The following is a 16,814-nucleotide window of genomic DNA, read 5'->3' on the forward strand; positions in this document are numbered from 1 at the left end:
CACATTGGACTAGGTTCTAGCATCCCATGGCCTCCCCGAGATCCATAGCGATCGCCATTCACGGGCTCAAAAAAAATTATCGTCAAGTGGAGGCGCTCCGCGGGATCGATCTGGAGATCCCGGCCGGGGAATTTTTTGGACTGCTCGGTCCCAACGGCGCCGGGAAGACGACATTGATTAAGGCGATCGTCGGTCTTGTCCACCCGACAAAAGGGACCCTTCGGGTCTTTACTCACGATCTCCCCAAAAATCACCTCCAGGCCAAAAGGCTGATCGGCCTCTCCCCCCAGGAACCGAATATTGACCGCTACTTCACCGTCCGCCGCTCCCTGGAATTTCAGGCCGGTTTCTACGGTATTGATCGAAAAGAGAGAAGGAAAAGGGCTGACCAGCTCATGGCGCAATTCGGGATCGCCGATAAGGCGAATGAGGAATACTGGAAGCTCTCCGGCGGTTTGCAAAAAAGGGTGCTTGTCGCCCGTTCCCTCATCACCTCTCCCAAAATCCTGATCCTCGATGAGCCGACCGCCGGCGTCGATGTCGAACAGCGCCACGAACTCTGGCGACACCTTAAAAGTTTGAACAAAGACGGTACGACAATCCTCCTGACCACACACTATATCGATGAGGCTGAAGAGCTCTGCGGGAGGGTGGCGATCATGAACCGGGGCGATATTGTGGAAATGGGGGAACCGAAGGCGCTGATTAAAAAATATTGTCGGGAACAGGTGAAGGTTTTCCCGGGAAGTTTGGAAGAGGTTTTTCTCAAAGTCACCGGTCACTCCATCCATGAGGACCAAAATGCTAATCCCTAAAACCGTTGGCTTTTTGACCCTCATCGAAAGGGAATATTATCGCTTTACCCGGCTGGCGGCGCAGACGATCGCCCCGCCGGTGATCACCACACTGCTTTTCATCCTGATCTTTGGTTATTCCCTGGGCGAAAAAATCACCACGATCCATGGCTTCTCCTACATCCTTTACATCCTGCCGGGACTTGCCGTCATGGGGGTCATGACCAATTCGTTTTCCAACAGTTCCACCTCCCTCTTCATGGCCCGGATGGACCGGAGCATTGAAAATATCCTGGTCGCCCCCCTCTCCTATTTTCAAATCGTTGCCTCGTTCGTGATCGGCGGGGTCACCCGTGGACTCGTGGTTGGGATCATGACCCTGCTTGTGGCGGTCATCATGACCGGCATGACGTTCCACTCCTACGCCGGCACCATTTTCTTTTTGACCCTCATCGCGGCGATATTTTCTTCATTGGGGATTATTGCGGCGCTCTGGGCCGAGGACTGGGACCACCTGGCGACCTTCACCAACTTTGTGATCACGCCGTTTTTATATCTTGGAGGTGTTTTTTATTCGATTGAGATGCTCCCGCCATTTTGGAAGAAGGTCTCCTACGCCAACCCTATTTTTTATCTGGTGGATGGCTTTCGACGGCAGGTGCTTGGGGTGTCTGATCTTCCACTGACTTATTCTCTGGGGATGCTTTTAATTCTGTCTCTGGGGTTTTTTCTGCTGGCGGTTCGCCTGTTCCAGAAGGGGTGGAAGCTGATACAATAGGGTAAATTTTCAAAAATGTGGCGCGAATCCCGCGCGAGGTGCGGGAGACATCAAAACCGACCTCCATCCCCTCCTTGATCTCCCCCCTTTTTTTCTTCTCCCCGACAAACCGGACCTCATCCAGATGAAAATAGGTCTCATGCCCTGCCCCGTCCCGAATAAACCCGTAACCGGCATGGGGGAAATATTTGCTGACCTTGCCTTTCCTAAAATAGTCTTCTTGCATGGAACCGGAGGCTACTGGAAGCAACCTGATTAATCAACGGCAATATCTGGCCCGTGGAAGCCTAACAGAAGTGTAACAGAAGTGCAGAAGTGTACCGGGTACACTCCTAACCCACTGATCTTCTAGCCAAATCTAATACAAAAAGCCAGTCATTATGGTTCGATAGACTCACCATGTCCTTTTTTAAGTAACTTTTCCCCTTAACTAAAGACTTGAGTCGTATAGACTAACTATGTTAGTCTTATAAATATGCTTGAGACCTTACTAGGGAACAAAACCAAGGAGAAGGTGTTGCTTTATCTGTACACCTATAAAGAAGGGTATGCCCAGGAAATGCGGCGGATTCTAGAACTCCCTTTAAGGTCTGTCCAGTTACAGCTAAAGGGGATGGAGCAAGGGGGGATTCTTGCGGGGCGTCAACGGGATCGGACGATCGTCTATCAATTAAATCCACGGTACCCTTTTTATCCGGAACTCATCGCCTTGCTCGATAAATTACTGATGGCCTTACCAGAAGAGACACGTCGGGAGAAATTCACACCGCGTCTCCGTCCCCGCCGAATGGGGAAACCGTTATGAGGCAGATCAACTGGAAAGAAATGACGGTAGAGGAAATCGGCGCCCTTGTTTGTTCTCATTTGGAGAAACACCAGTACAAATCTGGAACAAGCGATACTTATTTGCCACACGAGGAAAATAAATCTAGAGGAAGTTAAAAAATGGTCTGAAAAAGAAAGGTCTTTAAAAAAGTATCAATATTTTGTTAAGGCTCTGAAAGAAAAACATCTCCCTTGATATTACCCCCTTCCTGCAGTAAACAAGTTTTGTGACCGAGAGTCCGTTTCGAAAAGGGGCGATTGTCGGGTTGATCCTTGTCGGGCTTGTCGGCGTTTTGATCGCAGGGATCACTACTTCCCACCACTACAAGATCGCCGCCGCCGGTTTTGAAGAAAAAAGTTTCTGCTCCCTCTCCGAATTTGTCGACTGTGACGTCGCGATTGCCAGTCCCTACTCAAAAGTCTTCGGGATTCCTACCTCTGAACTGGGGCTCCTCTTTTTCCTCTTTGTCACCCTCGCCTCCCTCTACGCCCTCATCTCGGAGAAGGCGACCCGAACCACCCTCTCGTTTATTTTTTGTTCCGCTCTCGTCGCCCTCGCCTATGCCGCCTACATGGCGTACATCGCCTTCTTTAAACTCCATGTCCTCTGCCTCCTCTGCACTGGCCTCTACCTGGCGATTATTTTACTGGTGATTCTCAGTCTGATGGCGCTTAGACTCCGACCGGTGAAGATTTTTTCTTTTATCGGTCACTACCTGCAAGACACTTTTAAAAAAGGAGCAGACGGCTCTTCAAGACTGGGGGGTCACCTGCTGGCCTTTGGGCTCCTGTTTGGGATCGGTCTCCTCTTTTTTGTCGGCCTGAACCGGCCACTCCATGGGCGGACGAGACCGTTTAACAAGGAGGGGTTCGTCAGGGCCTACCTCGCCACTCCAAAACAGGAAGTGAAACTTCCGGAAGGACGTCCTTTTTGGGGGGATCCAGATGCCAAGGTCACGATTGTGACCTTTTCCGACTTTGAGTGCCCGTTCTGCCGGCGAGCCGCCTTCAGCCTCAAACCGTTTCTAGGGGAATACCGGCGTCAGGTCCGTTTTCTGTATCTCCACTACCCGCTCGACATGGCCTGCAATCCCAACATGGAGAGGCCACTCCACCAATATTCCTGTCTGGCGGCCAAAGCGACCTTCTGTGCCCACCAGAAGGGGAGATTCTGGGAGTATCATGATCTTGTTTTCGAAAATCAGCGGCGTCTCTCCCATGCCCTGCTCTCAAGGCTTGCAGACAAGGTGGGGCTCTCCGAAGATGAATTCAACCGGTGCCTCGCCTCCGACGAGGTCGCCAAACAGCTTCAGGAGGATATCGCCGCAGGGAATCAACTGGATATTCATGGAACCCCCGCGATTTACGTCAATGGCCACCTTCTCAAGGACTGGACCAGCCCCGAAAAACTCCAGGCAGTGATCGAAGCGGAACTTAAAAATCAAAACTGATTTACGGCTGTGATTCCGCGATCTTTTTTCTAAAGACTTCCAGATCCGGGCGATTTTGTTCCGCAAGGAAGGCCGGCGCCGTATAAAGGGGTGGTTTCCCTTCCTCCATCAGATAGAGATTCCCCCCGACCGGCGTCCTTTTGCCAAACTTGAGCGTATGCGTTTCACCGGCCGTCCTGACGGTCACCGCCAGTGACGGTGAATCGAGCCCATACGGTTCCAACGCATCCACCTGATCCGCCAATCGGGCCTCCGCCTTGAAGGAAGAAAAAGTTTTAAGAAGGGAAGCAATCTTGCCCGGATCGGCCGGAAGACTTTCCGGTTCAGTGATCTGCCAGTCTGTTCCCTTGGTGAGACGAATCTTTTTGCCGGCGCTTGAGATCTCGACCTCACTCACATCCTGTTCGGCAACTTGATAAAGAGGGATCTCCGGGTAGAGTTTCTTTTCCGGTTCAAAAAACCGGGTATAGAGGAGCACCCCGATGAGGACGATCACCACCGCTATGGTGGGAAGGTACCGTTTCATAGCAACCGCCGGCGCCACCAAACGAACCCACCGATCCCCAGAAAGAGGAGTGGGTAGGCGAACTGTGTAAACCAAAAAATAAACTGGGCCTGTCCTTCGGTGAGTGAGATGTTTCGGAATTCTGGCGTCTTTGGGCGGATGCTGATCGCCTCTTTTGAACCGACAAGCCAGGAGACCATATTGAGAAAGAGATCCATGTTGCCGGGGACCTGGATGATCCCGTTTGTGGCAAAGTCGGAATCACCGACAACAACAGCCCTCGGCTGTTTGTTTTCTGTCACAGGTTGAGAGGCAGGCCCGCCTTGCTGAAGCTCAGGCGAGGCAGGTTCCGACTCTGCCTCCTCTTTCTTTTTGGATAATTGGCCGACAGTGACCCCCAGGATCACCGGCCCGGCAAAATCTTTTTCCTTGTCGAATTTCGCATCCGCCTTTTGGTTCAAGGTTGTCTCGCCCCACCCTTCCGGCGAACTTTCAAATAATTTCTCCGCCCTAAGGGTTGACAGTGTCGGTTGTTTGAGGGTGAGCCCGCGGGCCAGGTACAAAACCGGATTCATCCCTTTGTCCTTGAGCGGTTTGGTGATCTCATGCTCGGAGAGGAACGGCACCGGGTAATGCATCCCGAGCAGGAAGTGCCGCTTCGGGTCCAGGACCAGATCAGCCTGCAAGGCAACACCCAGAAAGGCAAGGATCCTTGGGCATGAGCTGGGGAGGAGTGGGTCAAGCAGGAGCAAAAGATTCCCTCCCTTCTTTAAATAAGAAATCAAAAGTTCCTCTTCGCCTTCGGGAAACGGGTGTTGGGGCGAGGCGATAATGAGGAGATTCGAATCCTCAAGGGAAGCGGAATCCGAAGTCCCGCCTGTCAGCAGATTCAGCGTCTTAACCTCATAGTTTTCCTTGGTCAGGTAATCCTTGATCTGGCGGTAGCCATTCGGGCCTGTCTCCTCCAGGTTTTTCTCCCCATGCCCGGTGAGAAAATAGACGGTTTTTCGAGATTCCCCGGTAATGGCCACCATGGCGTTGGTAAAGAGTCCCTCGCCGGTGAACTCAGGCAACGCCTGTTCGCTAAACCGGTCATAGTTGAAGAGTTGACTTTTGTAGACATCCTTCCTTTGGGAACCGCTCCGGAAGACAATGGTCCCATCCGTGGTAATGTTTTCCGCAATCGCCTTTTGGACCTCGAGATCCGGGTCGACCATCTCATAATGAACCTTGGGGGAGCGATAGGCGTACTCCTTGAGGACGTCACCCACCTTCCGGCGGATGAAGTAGTCATCCGGACTTTCCCCGCGCCGGAAAAAAGCGGTGACCTGGACCTCCTGATCCAAATTCTTTAACACCTGAACGGTCTGATCGGAGAGACTCAGCTCCTTGTTGGCGGTAAAATCCCACCGGAGGTCATGCCGATCAATGAGTCCAAAAAGAAGAACCATAACAGCCCCCACAAGAATCGTGAGGGCTATGGCATTGGCTCCATATTTAAACTTGCGAAGTGACTCGATCTTCATCGCCACCGCTCCGATTCAAGATTTCTGATCGTGAGAAACAAAAAGAAGGCGATGAAGAAAAGATAATAAACAATATCGGCCAGGTCGAAAACCCCGAGGCTGAAACTCTGCAAGTGACTGATGAGCGAGATCTTCTCGCCGATTTCGCCCCCGACATCGGCCAAGAACCAGAGGGTCAGGAGCAGGACAAAGGTCACCACGGCGGCCATCATCTGGCTCCGGGTCAGTGACGAGGCAAAAAGACCGGCGGCGAGAAAACTGGCACCGACGAGAAACAGGCCCAGGTAAGACAAAAAGAGCGGCCCCTTGTCCGGCGCCCCGGTCACCAGAAGGATTAACGGGTATTCGACCGTAGCCAGCAAGAGCAGGAACAGAAAAAAAAGCGAGGCGAGGTATTTGCCAAAAACCAGTTCGGTATCCGTGAGAGGCGCTGTCTTTAAGAGTTCTATCGTACCGCTCTTCCTTTCTTCGGCAAAACCCCGCATTGAGAGGAAGGGGCAGATGAAGAGGAGGATGACCGCCATAAAATAAAGAATCCCGCGCAAAGAGGCCTCCGGAAGGTTGTGGGGATTGACCTGTGTCAGATGGGCGGTAAAGGCAAAACCGGTGATAAAAAGAAAAAGGGCAATCGCCACCAGTCCGATCGGTGAGTTGAAATAACTCCTGAAATCTTTCTTGATCAGTGCCAGAAAACTGGTCATGGTTGTCCCTGGGTGAATCACCCTTGGGTGACACACCATTGTGTGACTCACCCTTCCGTCAGACTCAAAAAAATCTCTTCCAAGCTGGAACCGATTTCCCTCACCTCTTCAACCCCACTGACCTCGGCCAGTCTTTTTTTCATCACCCCCTGAGACTCCGAAGAGGTGACTAAAAGACGGCTCTTGCCCCATTGTTGGCTTAGCTTGGCAATCGAATCATCGGCCACAATCCGGCCATGGTGGATGATCACCACTCTCTCACAAAGGGTCTGGATTTCCTGAAGGATATGGGAGGAAAGGATGACCGTTTTTTCACCGGCAAGTTTCTGAATCAGCCCCCGAATCTCCAAAATCTGCTTGGGGTCGAGCCCAATCGTCGGCTCGTCCAGGATCAAAACCGGAGGGTCATGAACGAGGGCCTGGGCGAGCCCCACCCGCTGGCGAAACCCCTTGGAAATATGACCGACCAGCCGGCGGCGAACCTCGGCGAGACCGACCCGTTCCATCGCCCTTTCCACCTTTTCTTTCCGTCCCTTCTTGGGGATCCCCATCAAGCCCCCGACAAAATTGAGGGATTCCAAAACGGTCATTTCGGGGTAGAGCGGCGGCGTCTCGGGGAGATAACCGACCCGTCTCTTGGCTTCATCCGTGGCCTCAAAGAGATCAAACCCGGCAATCTTGGCGGTCCCTGAGGTCGGGGGCATATAACCGGTCAGGATCCGCATCGTTGTGGTCTTTCCGGCCCCATTGGGCCCCAGGAGACCAACAATCTGTCCCTTTGGAACGCTGAAAGAGACACGGTCCACCGCCCTTAAGGAACCATAGTCTTTTGTGATTTCAATGGCTTCTATCATTTTTTGTGAGAGATTATCCTTTTTTCTCGGGAGTCGCGGTCATTCCCATCCGCCTGAGCCGTTCCTCCGCCTTACCGGCCTCAGTCGACTTGGGGTATTTGGCAATCACCTTTTTGAGGAACGCCTCCGCCTCCGGATAGGACTTCATCTCGTAGAAGGCATACCCTTGTTTCAAGAGCGCCGGGGCCGCCTTGGGGCTCATCGGGTGCTTTTCAAGAACTTTTTGAAATTCAGCAATCGCGGTCTTGAAATCCCTCTGGGCAAAATAACATTCGCCGATCCAGTACTGGGCATTGTCCGCCAGTTCGGCCTTCGGGCTTTGCTGGATGAACTGGTTAAAAGAGGCGATCGCCTCTTTGTAGAGACGATTGTTCACCGCGGTCAGCCCCTTGTTGTAAAGGACTGTGGCGGCCGGATTTTCTTTCTTGGTCCCTGGCTTCGTTCCCCCTCCCGCCGTCCCTCTTGTCGTAAGGAATTCGTTTAACTGGCCGGCAAAGAGAGAGAGCCGGTCCTCCAGACCGGAGATCCGGTGATCGATATCTTCAAAAAATTTCCCCGACTCCGCCTTGTACTGATCAAAGAAATGCCGGTTCTCCTCCAACTGTCCTTTCAAGGACTGAAATTCGGAACGAACCTGCGAAAATGTGGCGAGCGCCTCAGCCACATTCCGGTTATTTGTCTCCACGACCCTCTGGATGTCCCCCACCTGCTTTTCGAGCAGTTTCACCCGGTCAGAAAGGCTATCCGCAGAAACCGAAAAAGGGATTAAAAAGAGAAGGGCAAGAAACCAGGGCATGGTGTCCATTCCATAAAAAAAAGGCCGCGAAAAGTCAAGGGTGGCTCACCCAATTCCTCCGCGGCCCTGTTTAACTTTTTTAAGGTAAGGGCGGTTCGAGAACCGCCCCTACAAACTACTTCCTGTTGAACTCGGCCCTTCTGTTCTTCGACCAGCAACTCTCGTTGGAGCATTTCTCGAGAGGTTTCTCCTCACCATAGCTCTTGGAGGTCATCCGCTTGGCCTCAACTCCCAGAGAGACAAGATAGTTCTTGGCGCTATTGGCGCGACGATGACCGAGGGCGATGTTGTACTCATCACTCCCTCTCTCATCACAATGCCCTTCGATAACAACATCACTTCCCTTGTTCTTTTTCAGCCAGTTGGCATTCCCTTCCAAGGTTCCCCGGGACTCCGACTTGATGTCAGACTTGTCATAATCAAAGTGAATCCTCTGCAACTCCGCCTTGGCTGCTGCCGCCGCCTTCGGTTTTTTGGTTTGACTGCAGGCGCCCAACGTGAACGCCAACCCCACCACCACCAGACCTACCAGAATCTTCCTCATACCCTCCTCCTTTTTGAGCTAATGGTTAAAAACTCAATAAAAACCACCAGAGCTGATTTGTGGGATCGAACACTAGAGAATTATCAGACAAAAGTCAAGAAATTTCAATGAAGTCCGATCCTGCGAGGGTATTGATTCCGCCACCTGTCTCATTTATGCTGGTCCCCGAAAAACATGATCCGTCTCACCAAAAGAGTCCTTATCTTGGGGGCCTTTGTTTTGTGGCTGTTGCCGACTTCCGGGTATGGCAAGAACCGGCTGGAGGCCGTTCAACTCCTCAAAAATGACCTTCGTTCACTCCTCCCACCGGAGACCGCCACCAAAAAAGAGGTAGAACAGGAAGTAGACCTGTTGGCCCTGACAATTATTCAGGGTTTTGAGGAAATCCACCGCGAGTTCCGGATGCTCCGCCCTCCCTGGTTGCACAACCTTTTTATCCACTGGAGACTTCGTGAAAAAGGGTATTGTTACCACTGGACCTCCGCTTTTTACGAACGGCTCAAACCCCTTCCCCTCCGGCAATTCACCCTTCACTGGGCTTCGGCCCGCCGGGGAGGTTTCAGGGAACACAACACACTGGTCATTACCTCTGAAGGGGGGGATTTCGAAAACGGGATCCTGATCGACGGCTGGCGGAAATCCGGTCGCCCTTTCTGGAATTTTGTGGGGAAAGACCGCTACCCCTGGGAGGAGGAGCCGGAAGCTTTGGGTCTTGTCTTTTGACCCTTTTGAAGCTAGGATTCAAGCCGCCTCCGATGAAAAAAACCATCCTCAAAAAAGTGGTAGTAGTCGACAGTTCACTGCTCGCCAAGAATATGTACGGGACCCTTTTTTCTGCACTCCCGGCCTGTGAATTGGATTATTGGGAAAACGCCCAGCCTTTGTCAGAGAAGAAAAAACAGGACCTCCTCATTGTGAACAGTAATACGATACCCCAAGGGACAGTGGTCAGCTTCCCCCCTTCCGTACCGGTGATCCTGCTTGTCTCCAGAGATCGTTTTGACCTCAAGGAACAATACGGGGGGAGCCTTCAAGTCAGTCTGATCGAAAAACCTTTCTACCCCTACGATCTTCTTTCAGAAGTGAACCGTCTCCTGGGTGATTCACCCAAGGGTGCTTCACCCTTAAAAAGGAAACCCTATGAGCGGGGCTGAAAAACGGCTTTATCCCCGGCGGCGTCTCCGGACCCGTATTGTCTTCGAAGATGAGTGGGGAGAAGGATTCGTCTACTTCTATTCCACCGATATCTCTTTGGGCGGGATTTTCCTGGAATCGGAGATCCCTCTGAAACAGGGGACCAAGGTCTTTCTCTCGTTCAGCCTGAACGAGGGGGAGAGCGCCATTAAGGCAACGGCTGAAGTGGTTCGCCTCGAAAAAGAAACGGCCGCCTCACTGGTCATTTTGGGGATGGGGGTCCGGTTTCTGGACCTTTCGGATGAAGCGAAAGAGGCGATCAATCACTACCTTGCCGATTCTTCCGAGAAGAGATAACCAGCCATCGCCCCCAACCCCTTCAGGTCATGGATGTCTGCGGTGAATTGCGGGACCTGAAGGCAAAAATTGTTTTTCCCCGGAACCTCTTCCAAGAGTGAAAGATTTTCGTGGTCCCGTTCCGCCAAGAGTTCCATCTCCTCCAGATTTTGAAGGAGAGGCTCTCTCAAACGGTCCGGAATTTCTTTTTCAGGAACTGATCCATGAACCCCCAAAAAGGAGGTATGAACCCGGTTTACGATAAACCCGCAAAAAGGGAGTTTGAAACGACGGATCTCCTTGAAAAAGTAAAGGGCATCCTGGATCGGGATTGTTTCAGGGCTGGTCACCAGCAGAAAACCGACTGACTTGTCTCTCAAAAGATCATAAACGGCGGAAGCCCGGTTTTGAAAACCGCCGAGAAGCCCCGCGATGGAAACAAGCATCTCCGACAATTCATGGAGAAAACTGAAACCGGCCAGCTTGTCAAAGACCGACAAGATTTTTTCTCCCCCCCGGCGGAGAAGCTTAAATCCCCCTCCTGCCATGAAGAGAGACGGTTTTAAAAACCACTTGAGCAGGCTATTGTTCACAATATTGACCATTTTTTCAGGTCCTTCCAGAAAATCGAGGGCATGGCGTGTCGGCGGGGTATCCAGAACGATCAGGTCATAGTCCTTTTGCGCAATCTCGTAGAGCTTTTCCATCGCCATGTACTCCTGGGAACCGGCCAGCATGCTGGAGAGGTGCTGGTAGAGACGGTTCGCCAGGATTGCCTCGCGCACCGACCGGGAAGGGGAATATTTTTCGATCAGGGCATCGAAAGTCCGCTTGGTATCGAGCATCATGGCGTCCAGAAATCCCCCTTGAAGGGGGATCTTCTGCGGCTCATCTGAAAGGGTATCTAGCCCCATGGCGCTAGCGAGTCGCCTGGCTGGATCGATCGTCAGGACGATTGTCTTTTTGCCGCGCCGGGCCGCCTCCAGGGCGATCGCCGCCGCTGTCGTCGTCTTGCCGACGCCGCCGCTCCCGCAGCAGATCAGGATCTTTTTTTCTTCCACCAATTTGACAAGTGGGGATGTCACGGTTGGTCCCCCTTTTCGACCCAACGACTCAACTCCCGAATCTCTTTTAACCCGAAAGAGTCGGAAAAAAGAAAAGGGAGCCTGATAAAAGAGGCCCGGGGGAGTTCTTTTTTGAGTTCTTCACAGGCCTCCTGAACAAGAGAGGCTTTTTTTTGACGGACCCGTGCCGCCGCAACGAGAGGGTAAAGAGGCGACTTTTTCGAAATCGGATCACTCCAGCTTTCAAAGAGAGACTCCTCCTTTCCCGAAAACAGGGGGTCCACCACCCCATTGATAAAAACGGGGCCCAAAGGGATTTTTAATTTCTCCCGGCTTAAAGAGGCCATCTCAATCGTCTCCTTGATCGGCATCTCCTCGGGCAAGGTGACCAGACAAAGCAATGTTTGTTCCGGATCCTGCAGGAGACCGGCAATTTTTTCGGCGTTCTCCTTCAACGGACCAACCCGAACCGCACTGGCCACGATGCCAGGGACTTGAAGGAGTGAAACCCCGTGACCGGTCGCCGGGGCATCCACCACGACGCAGTCATAACGGGAAACGAGGGAATAGATCTTGCCCAAGCTCATCAGTTCCGACAGTCCCGGTGTCGCATCCAGAAAATAACGGACAAACCGGTTTTCAAAAACAGCCGTGTAGAGCGACCGGTATTTGATCTGGCTCAAGACATACTCTTCAAACGCCTTCTTGGGAGAGATGTTGATCGCCTGCAGGTTCGGGAGGAGTGGTGTCTCTTCAGGACCAAAGGGGGAGCGGCCAAAGAGGTGGGCCACCTGGTCCTGGGACTGGATCTCGGCCAGGAGCACCTTTTTTTTCTGCTTCGCCAGGGAGAGGGCCAGGGCGGCACTCAGCGTGGTTTTGCCAACACCCCCCTTCCCGCTGACAATGAGGAGTTTGGGCGGATCCATCATGAAGGGTATTTACTTCTCGTACTTTTTCAGCCTTCTTTCCAGCTCTTCGATCTTTTTGTGAAGATTACGGACTTCCGACTGGACGGAAGGGATAGAAGAAACAGATTCAATCGTCGTTTTCAACTTCTCATCAATAAAATCTTTAATGGTCCGTTCCGCCTCATCCTTCACGTGGGAAATGGAACTGACGCCGGTTTCGATCGAATTATGGACAAAGGAGGCGATCTTTTCACCGCCGCTTCCGATGATATTCTTGAGGGTTTCGATGGGTAAAAGACTCCTCTTCTTTTTTTCCTGTTCAAAAATAATCTGTGTCAGGGTTACCGAGGTCATGTCTTCGCCGTTCTTGTTGTCGACCACTTTGATATCTTCCCCCGCACGGATGAGCCCGGCAATATCGTCCAGGGTAACATAGCAACTCTGCGCCGTATCATAGAGCTTGCGGTTCTGGTACCGTTTGATGGTCCTCGTTTTTAAGGTCATGAGGCGATTTTCTCCGCGCGCAGGGAAGAGGATTGCAGAGCCCCTTCCTCCCCCGCATTTTCCAAAACCTTCTTGATTGACAAAAGGACATCCATCTTGAAGCGATTTTTTTCGGTGGCACTCTCTTGCGAGGTTCGCGCCAGCTCTCCATTGATAACACCAATAATGGAAGAAATGACCTTCTGGCGGATCTCGTGAAATTCCTCTTCCTCTTCATGCGGAATCTGGCTCACGACCCGATGAAGGACTCTTTGAAGGTTGGCAATCAAAAAACCTAAGGCCTGTTTATTGTCTATCGTTGTCTGATTAACTGTCCGGCCGGCGAGCTCGAGCACCTCCCCGACAGCCAGAAGGATCTCCCGCGTTGCCTTTAAAACATGGGCCCTGGCGTTACCCAGTTTGGAAAAATTCCCCAAAAGAAGGGTCAGATCGAGGAGGGAGGCGGCCATTATTTCGGCTCCTCGTCCTTTTTCTCCGGTTTGTTGTCGGGTTGGACCGCCTTCTTGAAATTTTTGAGGGCCTGCCCTATCGCCCCGCCGACGGTCGGCAGTTTACCGGCCCCGAACACCACCAGGACAATGACCAGGATAATGGCCAGTTCCCACGGCCCCAGCCCGGCAAAACCGGCCTGGCGGATTGGAAAATCAATGGCAAGACTTCCAAGGAGGTGCGTCATCAATTAAGCCCGACCGCGTCGTAACATACCCCCCCAAGGGGGGCAACCGTTTTTTTATTGGTCTATCAGGGAACAGCCAGCTAGTGGCAGAGCGCCTCCTGAACCAGGGTTTCCTCCAGAACCTGTTGTGGAACCTTCATTATCATTGGCACCACTGGTAGTATCACCGGCAGGGGCCGATTGGTCCGGCTCCGGTTTTTTGGGCTCCTCAGGGATTCCCGGCCCTGGATTTTCCCCATCCTTGACGCAATCCCCCTGGGTATCCCCTTGGGCCAAATGGGCTTCCACGGCGGCCGAAGCGACGCAAATTTCGTGTTGTTGTGGCCTCCCTGCCAAGTGGCAAAGGGTAACCTTCCCCTCTTTGCAGACCGGTTTTCCGCTCCCTTTATCCTCGTGATTACAGGGATCCCCCTCGTTGTCCTGTAGTGAACCGTCGGCGCAATCGTTGTGGTTGCAAACGTCCCCGACGGCGTCCTCGAGTGAAAGATCGGGGCAATCGTTAGGAACACAGGCATCGCCGACCGCATCCCCCGGCGAACCGTCAAAACAGTCTTCATGATTGCAAACATCCCCAGCCCCATCCTGAAGCGAACCGTCGGCGCAATCATTGTGGAGACAAGGATCCCCCAGATTGTCGCGCAATGTGAAGTCGGAACAGTCGGAATGATTGCAGGCATCCCCCACGGTATCGCGCAAACTCAAGTCGGGACAGTCATCGTGGTTACAAGGGTCTCCCACTTCATCATTCGGTTCGAAGGGACAGGAGTCTGACTCGTCGGCCACGCCATCCGCATCCTCGTCATGATTGCAGGGATCGCTGACAAGGTCGTACGGGGTCCCGTTCGGACAGTCACTATGATTACAGGGATCCCCCTCGTTATCCTGTAGCGAACCATCAACACAATCCGTATGATTACAGGGCTCGCCGACCGCATCCTGCAATGAGAGGTCGGCACAATCGTTGTGGACACAGGCCTCCCCTGTTGCATCGACCGGGGAACCATCGGCACAATCCCCATGATTACAGGGCTCGCCGGCAACATCTTGCAGGGAACCGTCGGCACAATCGTTATGCAGGCAGGAATCTCCGGTGCTATCCTGGGCAGAACCGTCGGCACAATCATTGTGATCGCAAACATTACCCGCGGTATCCTGTTCCGAGAAATCAGGACAATCATTGTGAATACAAGGATCTCCTAACGGGTCTTCCAGAGAGAGGTCGGCGCAATCATTATGAACGCAGGAATCCCCAACCCCGTCCTGCCAGGAACCATCCTCACAATCGTCGTGATTACACGCATCACCCACACTATCTTGTGAAGAACGATCGGCACAGTCGTTTGGATTGCAGGGATCACCGATCCCATCATCGGCTATAAAAGGGCAGGAATCATCGCTGTCGGCGATGCCATCGTTATCTTCGTCATGATCGCAGACCTCCCCCACACCATCTTGTGCCGACCGATCAGAACAGTCGTTGTGATTGCAGGCGTCCCCCACAGAGTCGCGCGTTGAGAGATCAGAGCAATCATTGTGGTTGCAAGGATCCCCCACGGCGTCATTCAGATCAAACGGGCAGGCATCCGAAATGTCCGGAGCCCCATCATTGTCGTCATCCGGCTCGCAAACATCGCCGTAGGGATCGCCATCAAAATTGGCCTGATCGGGATTCGGCTGTAACAGGCAATTATCTTGATCAAACGGAACCTCATCCCCGTCTCCGTCATAGTCTGCCGGGAGATCGCTCAAGTTCAGGATCTGTCCGGTGTCGGTCAAGACAAAGATAAGGTTGGCGCTCCCGGCAGACCATGGATCAGGCAGGGCTCCGGTTAAAGTCGTACCATTGATGTTCAAAGAACGGTGGATTATCGCCTGATCCCCGTCACGAGAAGCGGCCCAATCGCTTTCACCGGCGCTGGCATAAACCTTATGGTAGGAGGCATTCATCTGATAAATGCCGGGCGACACACCCTCAAAGAGCACCGGGAAGCCACTCCGCCCGTCATTCCACCATTCATCCGACGACGACATATCGGAAATAACGGAAAGCACTGGCCGGTCGGAGGTCACGTAGATATCAAATGTTCCTGGGTTGGCCCCTGGATAGACCATTGGCACCGCCGGTTGAACAGGGAGGGAGGTGGCATCCAGCACCCGTCCATCCGGCATCACCATCACCATCAAATGCTGATGGCCCGAATCATCCATCAGAGGATGCGTCAACGGAACCCCATTGGCCGAAAGCCCCCAGAGAATGGTCTGATTATCGGTCATCCAACCGGATTCCGGACAGCTCCCCTCCTCGTTGGAACAGGCCGACACCCGATAGAGTCCCGGCGGGACGTTATCAAAGACCGCCTCCGGGCCGGAGTGGTACTCGGCCGCCTCCCACCAAACCGGTCCATGCATTTCAGAGATAGCGAAGCTGAGCGACTTCTCACCGGTGATCACGACCCGCAGCGTCCCTGGGGTACTCCCTTGAACAGTGTCCACGACGCCATCCTGGTTCAGATCGGGGGGGACCGAAGAGGCGTCATGCGGGTTTGTCGCAAAATAAATCTCCGTGAAGTCATAAAAACCGTCATTGTCATCATCCCAGTCGACATTGTCCCCCAAACCGTCCCCATCGGTATCGACCGATTCGTTCGGGTCAAGTGGGAATTGATCGGAGTTATCCGCCACACCATCTCCATCTTCATCATGGTTGCAGGGATCACCAATCCCATCCTGGGTCGAGAGATCGGCACAGTCGTTATGATTACAGGCATCACCAATCGCATCACGCACTGAAAGGTCGGCACAGTCATTGTGATTACAGGCATCACCAACGGTATCGGGCATCGAACGATCGGCACAGTCGTTGTGGTTGCAGGCATCACCAATCGCATCCTGGGCTGAAAGATCAGAGCAATCACCGTGATTACAGGCATCACCAATCGCATCCTGGGCTGAAAGATCAGAGCAATCACCGTGATTACAGGGCTCACCAACGGCATCTTGAGCCGAGAGATCAGAGCAGTCATTGTGGTTGCAGGCATCACCGATCCCATCCTGGGCCGAAAGATCGGCACAGTCATTGTGATTACAAGCATCACCAACGGTATCGGACATCGAACGATCGGCACAATCGTTGTGATTACAGGGATCACCAACATTATCGTTCGGGTCAAACGGGCAGGCGTCTTGAAGATCCGGAATGCCATCGCCATCGGTATCGAGCGTTGGCGGAATCGTCACGGTCTTCTGAAGACGATTCCCCATCGCATCGTAGGTGTAGGTCACGGTAATGCCGTTGCTGTAGGTGATTCCTGTAATCCGACCGAGATCGTCACGGGCATAAGAAAGCGTGGCCGCCTCTCCCCCATGCGGGTTCAGGAAAAGAAAAAACAGGGCCATGGCAAAAAATTTCTTCATCATG

At 52.8% G+C, this 16,814-nt stretch carries 19 protein-coding genes; 7 read left to right on the top strand and 12 right to left on the bottom strand.

Going from position 1 to position 16,814, the window contains the following annotated elements; genetic code table 11:
• The first annotated feature begins 26 nt into the window (after nt 1-26).
• The 4 genes from HYS22_05470 to HYS22_05485 all read left to right on the top strand — a co-directional run bounded on the left by HYS22_05470 (nt 27) and on the right by HYS22_05485 (nt 3,848).
• Nucleotides 27-815 (top strand): ABC transporter ATP-binding protein, encoded by a 789-nt coding sequence (locus tag HYS22_05470; GenBank protein ID MBI1909600.1) that lies wholly within the window; start codon nt 27-29, stop codon nt 813-815.
• Nucleotides 802-1,572: an ABC transporter permease gene (locus HYS22_05475; GenBank protein ID MBI1909601.1), complete on the top strand. Its 771-nt coding sequence runs from the start codon at nt 802-804 to the stop codon at nt 1,570-1,572. The genes HYS22_05470 and HYS22_05475 overlap by 14 nt, the downstream gene beginning before the upstream one ends.
• Nucleotides 1,573-2,047: 475 nt before the next feature.
• Nucleotides 2,048-2,377: a hypothetical protein gene (locus tag HYS22_05480; protein ID MBI1909602.1), complete on the top strand. Its 330-nt coding sequence runs from the start codon at nt 2,048-2,050 to the stop codon at nt 2,375-2,377.
• A gap of 247 nt (nt 2,378-2,624) precedes the next feature.
• Complete coding sequence (locus tag HYS22_05485; protein MBI1909603.1) at nt 2,625-3,848, top strand: thioredoxin domain-containing protein; 1,224 nt, start codon at nt 2,625-2,627, stop codon at nt 3,846-3,848.
• Nucleotide 3,849: 1 nt separating this feature from the next.
• Here the strand turns inward: HYS22_05485 and HYS22_05490 are convergent, their stop codons facing one another.
• The 6 genes from HYS22_05490 to pal form a co-directional block, all read right to left on the bottom strand.
• Entirely contained in the window at nt 3,850-4,374 is a 525-nt protein-coding gene (locus HYS22_05490) for a DUF4340 domain-containing protein (protein ID MBI1909604.1), read from the bottom strand.
• A complete protein-coding gene (locus tag HYS22_05495; protein MBI1909605.1) occupies nt 4,371-5,879 on the bottom strand; it encodes a GldG family protein in 1,509 nt (502 codons plus the stop codon). Before HYS22_05495 ends, HYS22_05490 begins: the two co-directional genes overlap by 4 nt.
• Entirely contained in the window at nt 5,876-6,619 is a 744-nt protein-coding gene (locus HYS22_05500) for an ABC transporter permease (GenBank protein ID MBI1909606.1), read from the bottom strand. Before HYS22_05500 ends, HYS22_05495 begins: the two co-directional genes overlap by 4 nt.
• An 8-nt stretch (nt 6,620-6,627) precedes the next feature.
• Nucleotides 6,628-7,434, bottom strand: coding sequence for an ABC transporter ATP-binding protein (locus HYS22_05505; GenBank protein MBI1909607.1), 807 nt, complete (start codon nt 7,432-7,434; stop codon nt 6,628-6,630).
• Nucleotides 7,435-7,447: 13 nt separating this feature from the next.
• The gene (gene ybgF, locus HYS22_05510) at nt 7,448-8,230 is read right to left on the bottom strand and encodes a tol-pal system protein YbgF (protein ID MBI1909608.1); all 783 of its coding nucleotides are present in this window, start codon (nt 8,228-8,230) and stop codon (nt 7,448-7,450) included.
• A 115-nt stretch (nt 8,231-8,345) separates the two neighbouring features.
• Nucleotides 8,346-8,774 carry a peptidoglycan-associated lipoprotein Pal gene (pal, locus tag HYS22_05515; protein ID MBI1909609.1) on the bottom strand — a complete coding sequence of 143 codons (429 nt, stop codon included), beginning with the start codon at nt 8,772-8,774 and terminating at the stop codon, nt 8,346-8,348.
• Between the two features lie 174 nt (nt 8,775-8,948).
• On the opposite strand from pal, the gene HYS22_05520 reads away from it, so the two are divergent.
• Genes HYS22_05520 through HYS22_05530 form a run of 3 tightly spaced genes read left to right on the top strand, consistent with a single transcriptional unit; the run spans nt 8,949 to nt 10,265 of the window.
• On the top strand, nt 8,949-9,497 hold the full coding sequence (locus HYS22_05520; protein MBI1909610.1) for a hypothetical protein: 549 nt from the start codon (nt 8,949-8,951) through the stop codon (nt 9,495-9,497).
• A 32-nt stretch (nt 9,498-9,529) separates the two neighbouring features.
• A complete protein-coding gene (locus HYS22_05525; protein MBI1909611.1) occupies nt 9,530-9,928 on the top strand; it encodes a hypothetical protein in 399 nt (132 codons plus the stop codon).
• Nucleotides 9,915-10,265, top strand: coding sequence for a TIGR02266 family protein (locus HYS22_05530; GenBank protein ID MBI1909612.1), 351 nt, complete (start codon nt 9,915-9,917; stop codon nt 10,263-10,265). The genes HYS22_05525 and HYS22_05530 overlap by 14 nt, the downstream gene beginning before the upstream one ends.
• On the opposite strand, the gene HYS22_05535 is transcribed toward HYS22_05530, so the two are convergent.
• From HYS22_05535 to HYS22_05560, 6 genes are read right to left on the bottom strand one after another with little or no spacing between them, the layout of a single operon-like run.
• On the bottom strand, nt 10,235-11,329 hold the full coding sequence (locus HYS22_05535; protein MBI1909613.1) for an ArsA family ATPase: 1,095 nt from the start codon (nt 11,327-11,329) through the stop codon (nt 10,235-10,237). The two genes, HYS22_05530 and HYS22_05535, sit on opposite strands and share 31 nt — an antisense overlap.
• Nucleotides 11,326-12,237, bottom strand: coding sequence for an ArsA family ATPase (locus tag HYS22_05540; GenBank protein MBI1909614.1), 912 nt, complete (start codon nt 12,235-12,237; stop codon nt 11,326-11,328). Before HYS22_05540 ends, HYS22_05535 begins: the two co-directional genes overlap by 4 nt.
• 9 nt (nt 12,238-12,246) lie before the next feature.
• A complete protein-coding gene (locus HYS22_05545) occupies nt 12,247-12,720 on the bottom strand; it encodes a hypothetical protein (GenBank protein MBI1909615.1) in 474 nt (157 codons plus the stop codon).
• Nucleotides 12,717-13,169 (bottom strand): hypothetical protein, encoded by a 453-nt coding sequence (locus tag HYS22_05550; GenBank protein MBI1909616.1) that lies wholly within the window; start codon nt 13,167-13,169, stop codon nt 12,717-12,719. The genes HYS22_05545 and HYS22_05550 overlap by 4 nt, the downstream gene beginning before the upstream one ends.
• Entirely contained in the window at nt 13,169-13,396 is a 228-nt protein-coding gene (locus tag HYS22_05555; protein MBI1909617.1) for a twin-arginine translocase TatA/TatE family subunit, read from the bottom strand. Before HYS22_05555 ends, HYS22_05550 begins: the two co-directional genes overlap by 1 nt.
• Nucleotides 13,397-13,450: 54 nt before the next feature.
• On the bottom strand, nt 13,451-16,813 hold the full coding sequence (locus HYS22_05560) for a thrombospondin type 3 repeat-containing protein (protein MBI1909618.1): 3,363 nt from the start codon (nt 16,811-16,813) through the stop codon (nt 13,451-13,453).
• Nucleotide 16,814 lies beyond the last annotated feature (1 nt).

It is taken from the genome of Deltaproteobacteria bacterium (assembly GCA_016177765.1).
Classification (GTDB): Bacteria; UBA10199; UBA10199; order JACPAL01; family JACOUP01; genus JACOUP01.

Bases quoted from the DNA above. Each gene is read 5' to 3' on its own strand.
- HYS22_05550 (MBI1909616.1), bottom strand. From the start codon at position 13,169: ATGGCCGCCTCCCTCCTCGATCTGACCCTTCTTTTGGGGAATTTTTCC.
- HYS22_05525 (MBI1909611.1), top strand. From the start codon at position 9,530: ATGAAAAAAACCATCCTCAAAAAAGTGGTAGTAGTCGACAGTTCACTG.
- HYS22_05490 (MBI1909604.1), bottom strand. From the start codon at position 4,374: ATGAAACGGTACCTTCCCACCATAGCGGTGGTGATCGTCCTCATCGGG.
- HYS22_05470 (MBI1909600.1), top strand. From the start codon at position 27: ATGGCCTCCCCGAGATCCATAGCGATCGCCATTCACGGGCTCAAAAAA.
- HYS22_05545 (MBI1909615.1), bottom strand. From the start codon at position 12,720: ATGACCTTAAAAACGAGGACCATCAAACGGTACCAGAACCGCAAGCTC.
- HYS22_05560 (MBI1909618.1), bottom strand. From the start codon at position 16,813: ATGATGAAGAAATTTTTTGCCATGGCCCTGTTTTTTCTTTTCCTGAAC.
- HYS22_05505 (MBI1909607.1), bottom strand. From the start codon at position 7,434: ATGATAGAAGCCATTGAAATCACAAAAGACTATGGTTCCTTAAGGGCG.
- ybgF (MBI1909608.1), bottom strand. From the start codon at position 8,230: ATGCCCTGGTTTCTTGCCCTTCTCTTTTTAATCCCTTTTTCGGTTTCT.
- HYS22_05520 (MBI1909610.1), top strand. From the start codon at position 8,949: ATGATCCGTCTCACCAAAAGAGTCCTTATCTTGGGGGCCTTTGTTTTG.
- HYS22_05500 (MBI1909606.1), bottom strand. From the start codon at position 6,619: ATGGTGTGTCACCCAAGGGTGATTCACCCAGGGACAACCATGACCAGT.
- HYS22_05555 (MBI1909617.1), bottom strand. From the start codon at position 13,396: ATGACGCACCTCCTTGGAAGTCTTGCCATTGATTTTCCAATCCGCCAG.
- HYS22_05495 (MBI1909605.1), bottom strand. From the start codon at position 5,879: ATGAAGATCGAGTCACTTCGCAAGTTTAAATATGGAGCCAATGCCATA.
- HYS22_05530 (MBI1909612.1), top strand. From the start codon at position 9,915: ATGAGCGGGGCTGAAAAACGGCTTTATCCCCGGCGGCGTCTCCGGACC.
- HYS22_05475 (MBI1909601.1), top strand. From the start codon at position 802: ATGCTAATCCCTAAAACCGTTGGCTTTTTGACCCTCATCGAAAGGGAA.
- pal (MBI1909609.1), bottom strand. From the start codon at position 8,774: ATGAGGAAGATTCTGGTAGGTCTGGTGGTGGTGGGGTTGGCGTTCACG.
- HYS22_05540 (MBI1909614.1), bottom strand. From the start codon at position 12,237: ATGATGGATCCGCCCAAACTCCTCATTGTCAGCGGGAAGGGGGGTGTT.
- HYS22_05480 (MBI1909602.1), top strand. From the start codon at position 2,048: ATGCTTGAGACCTTACTAGGGAACAAAACCAAGGAGAAGGTGTTGCTT.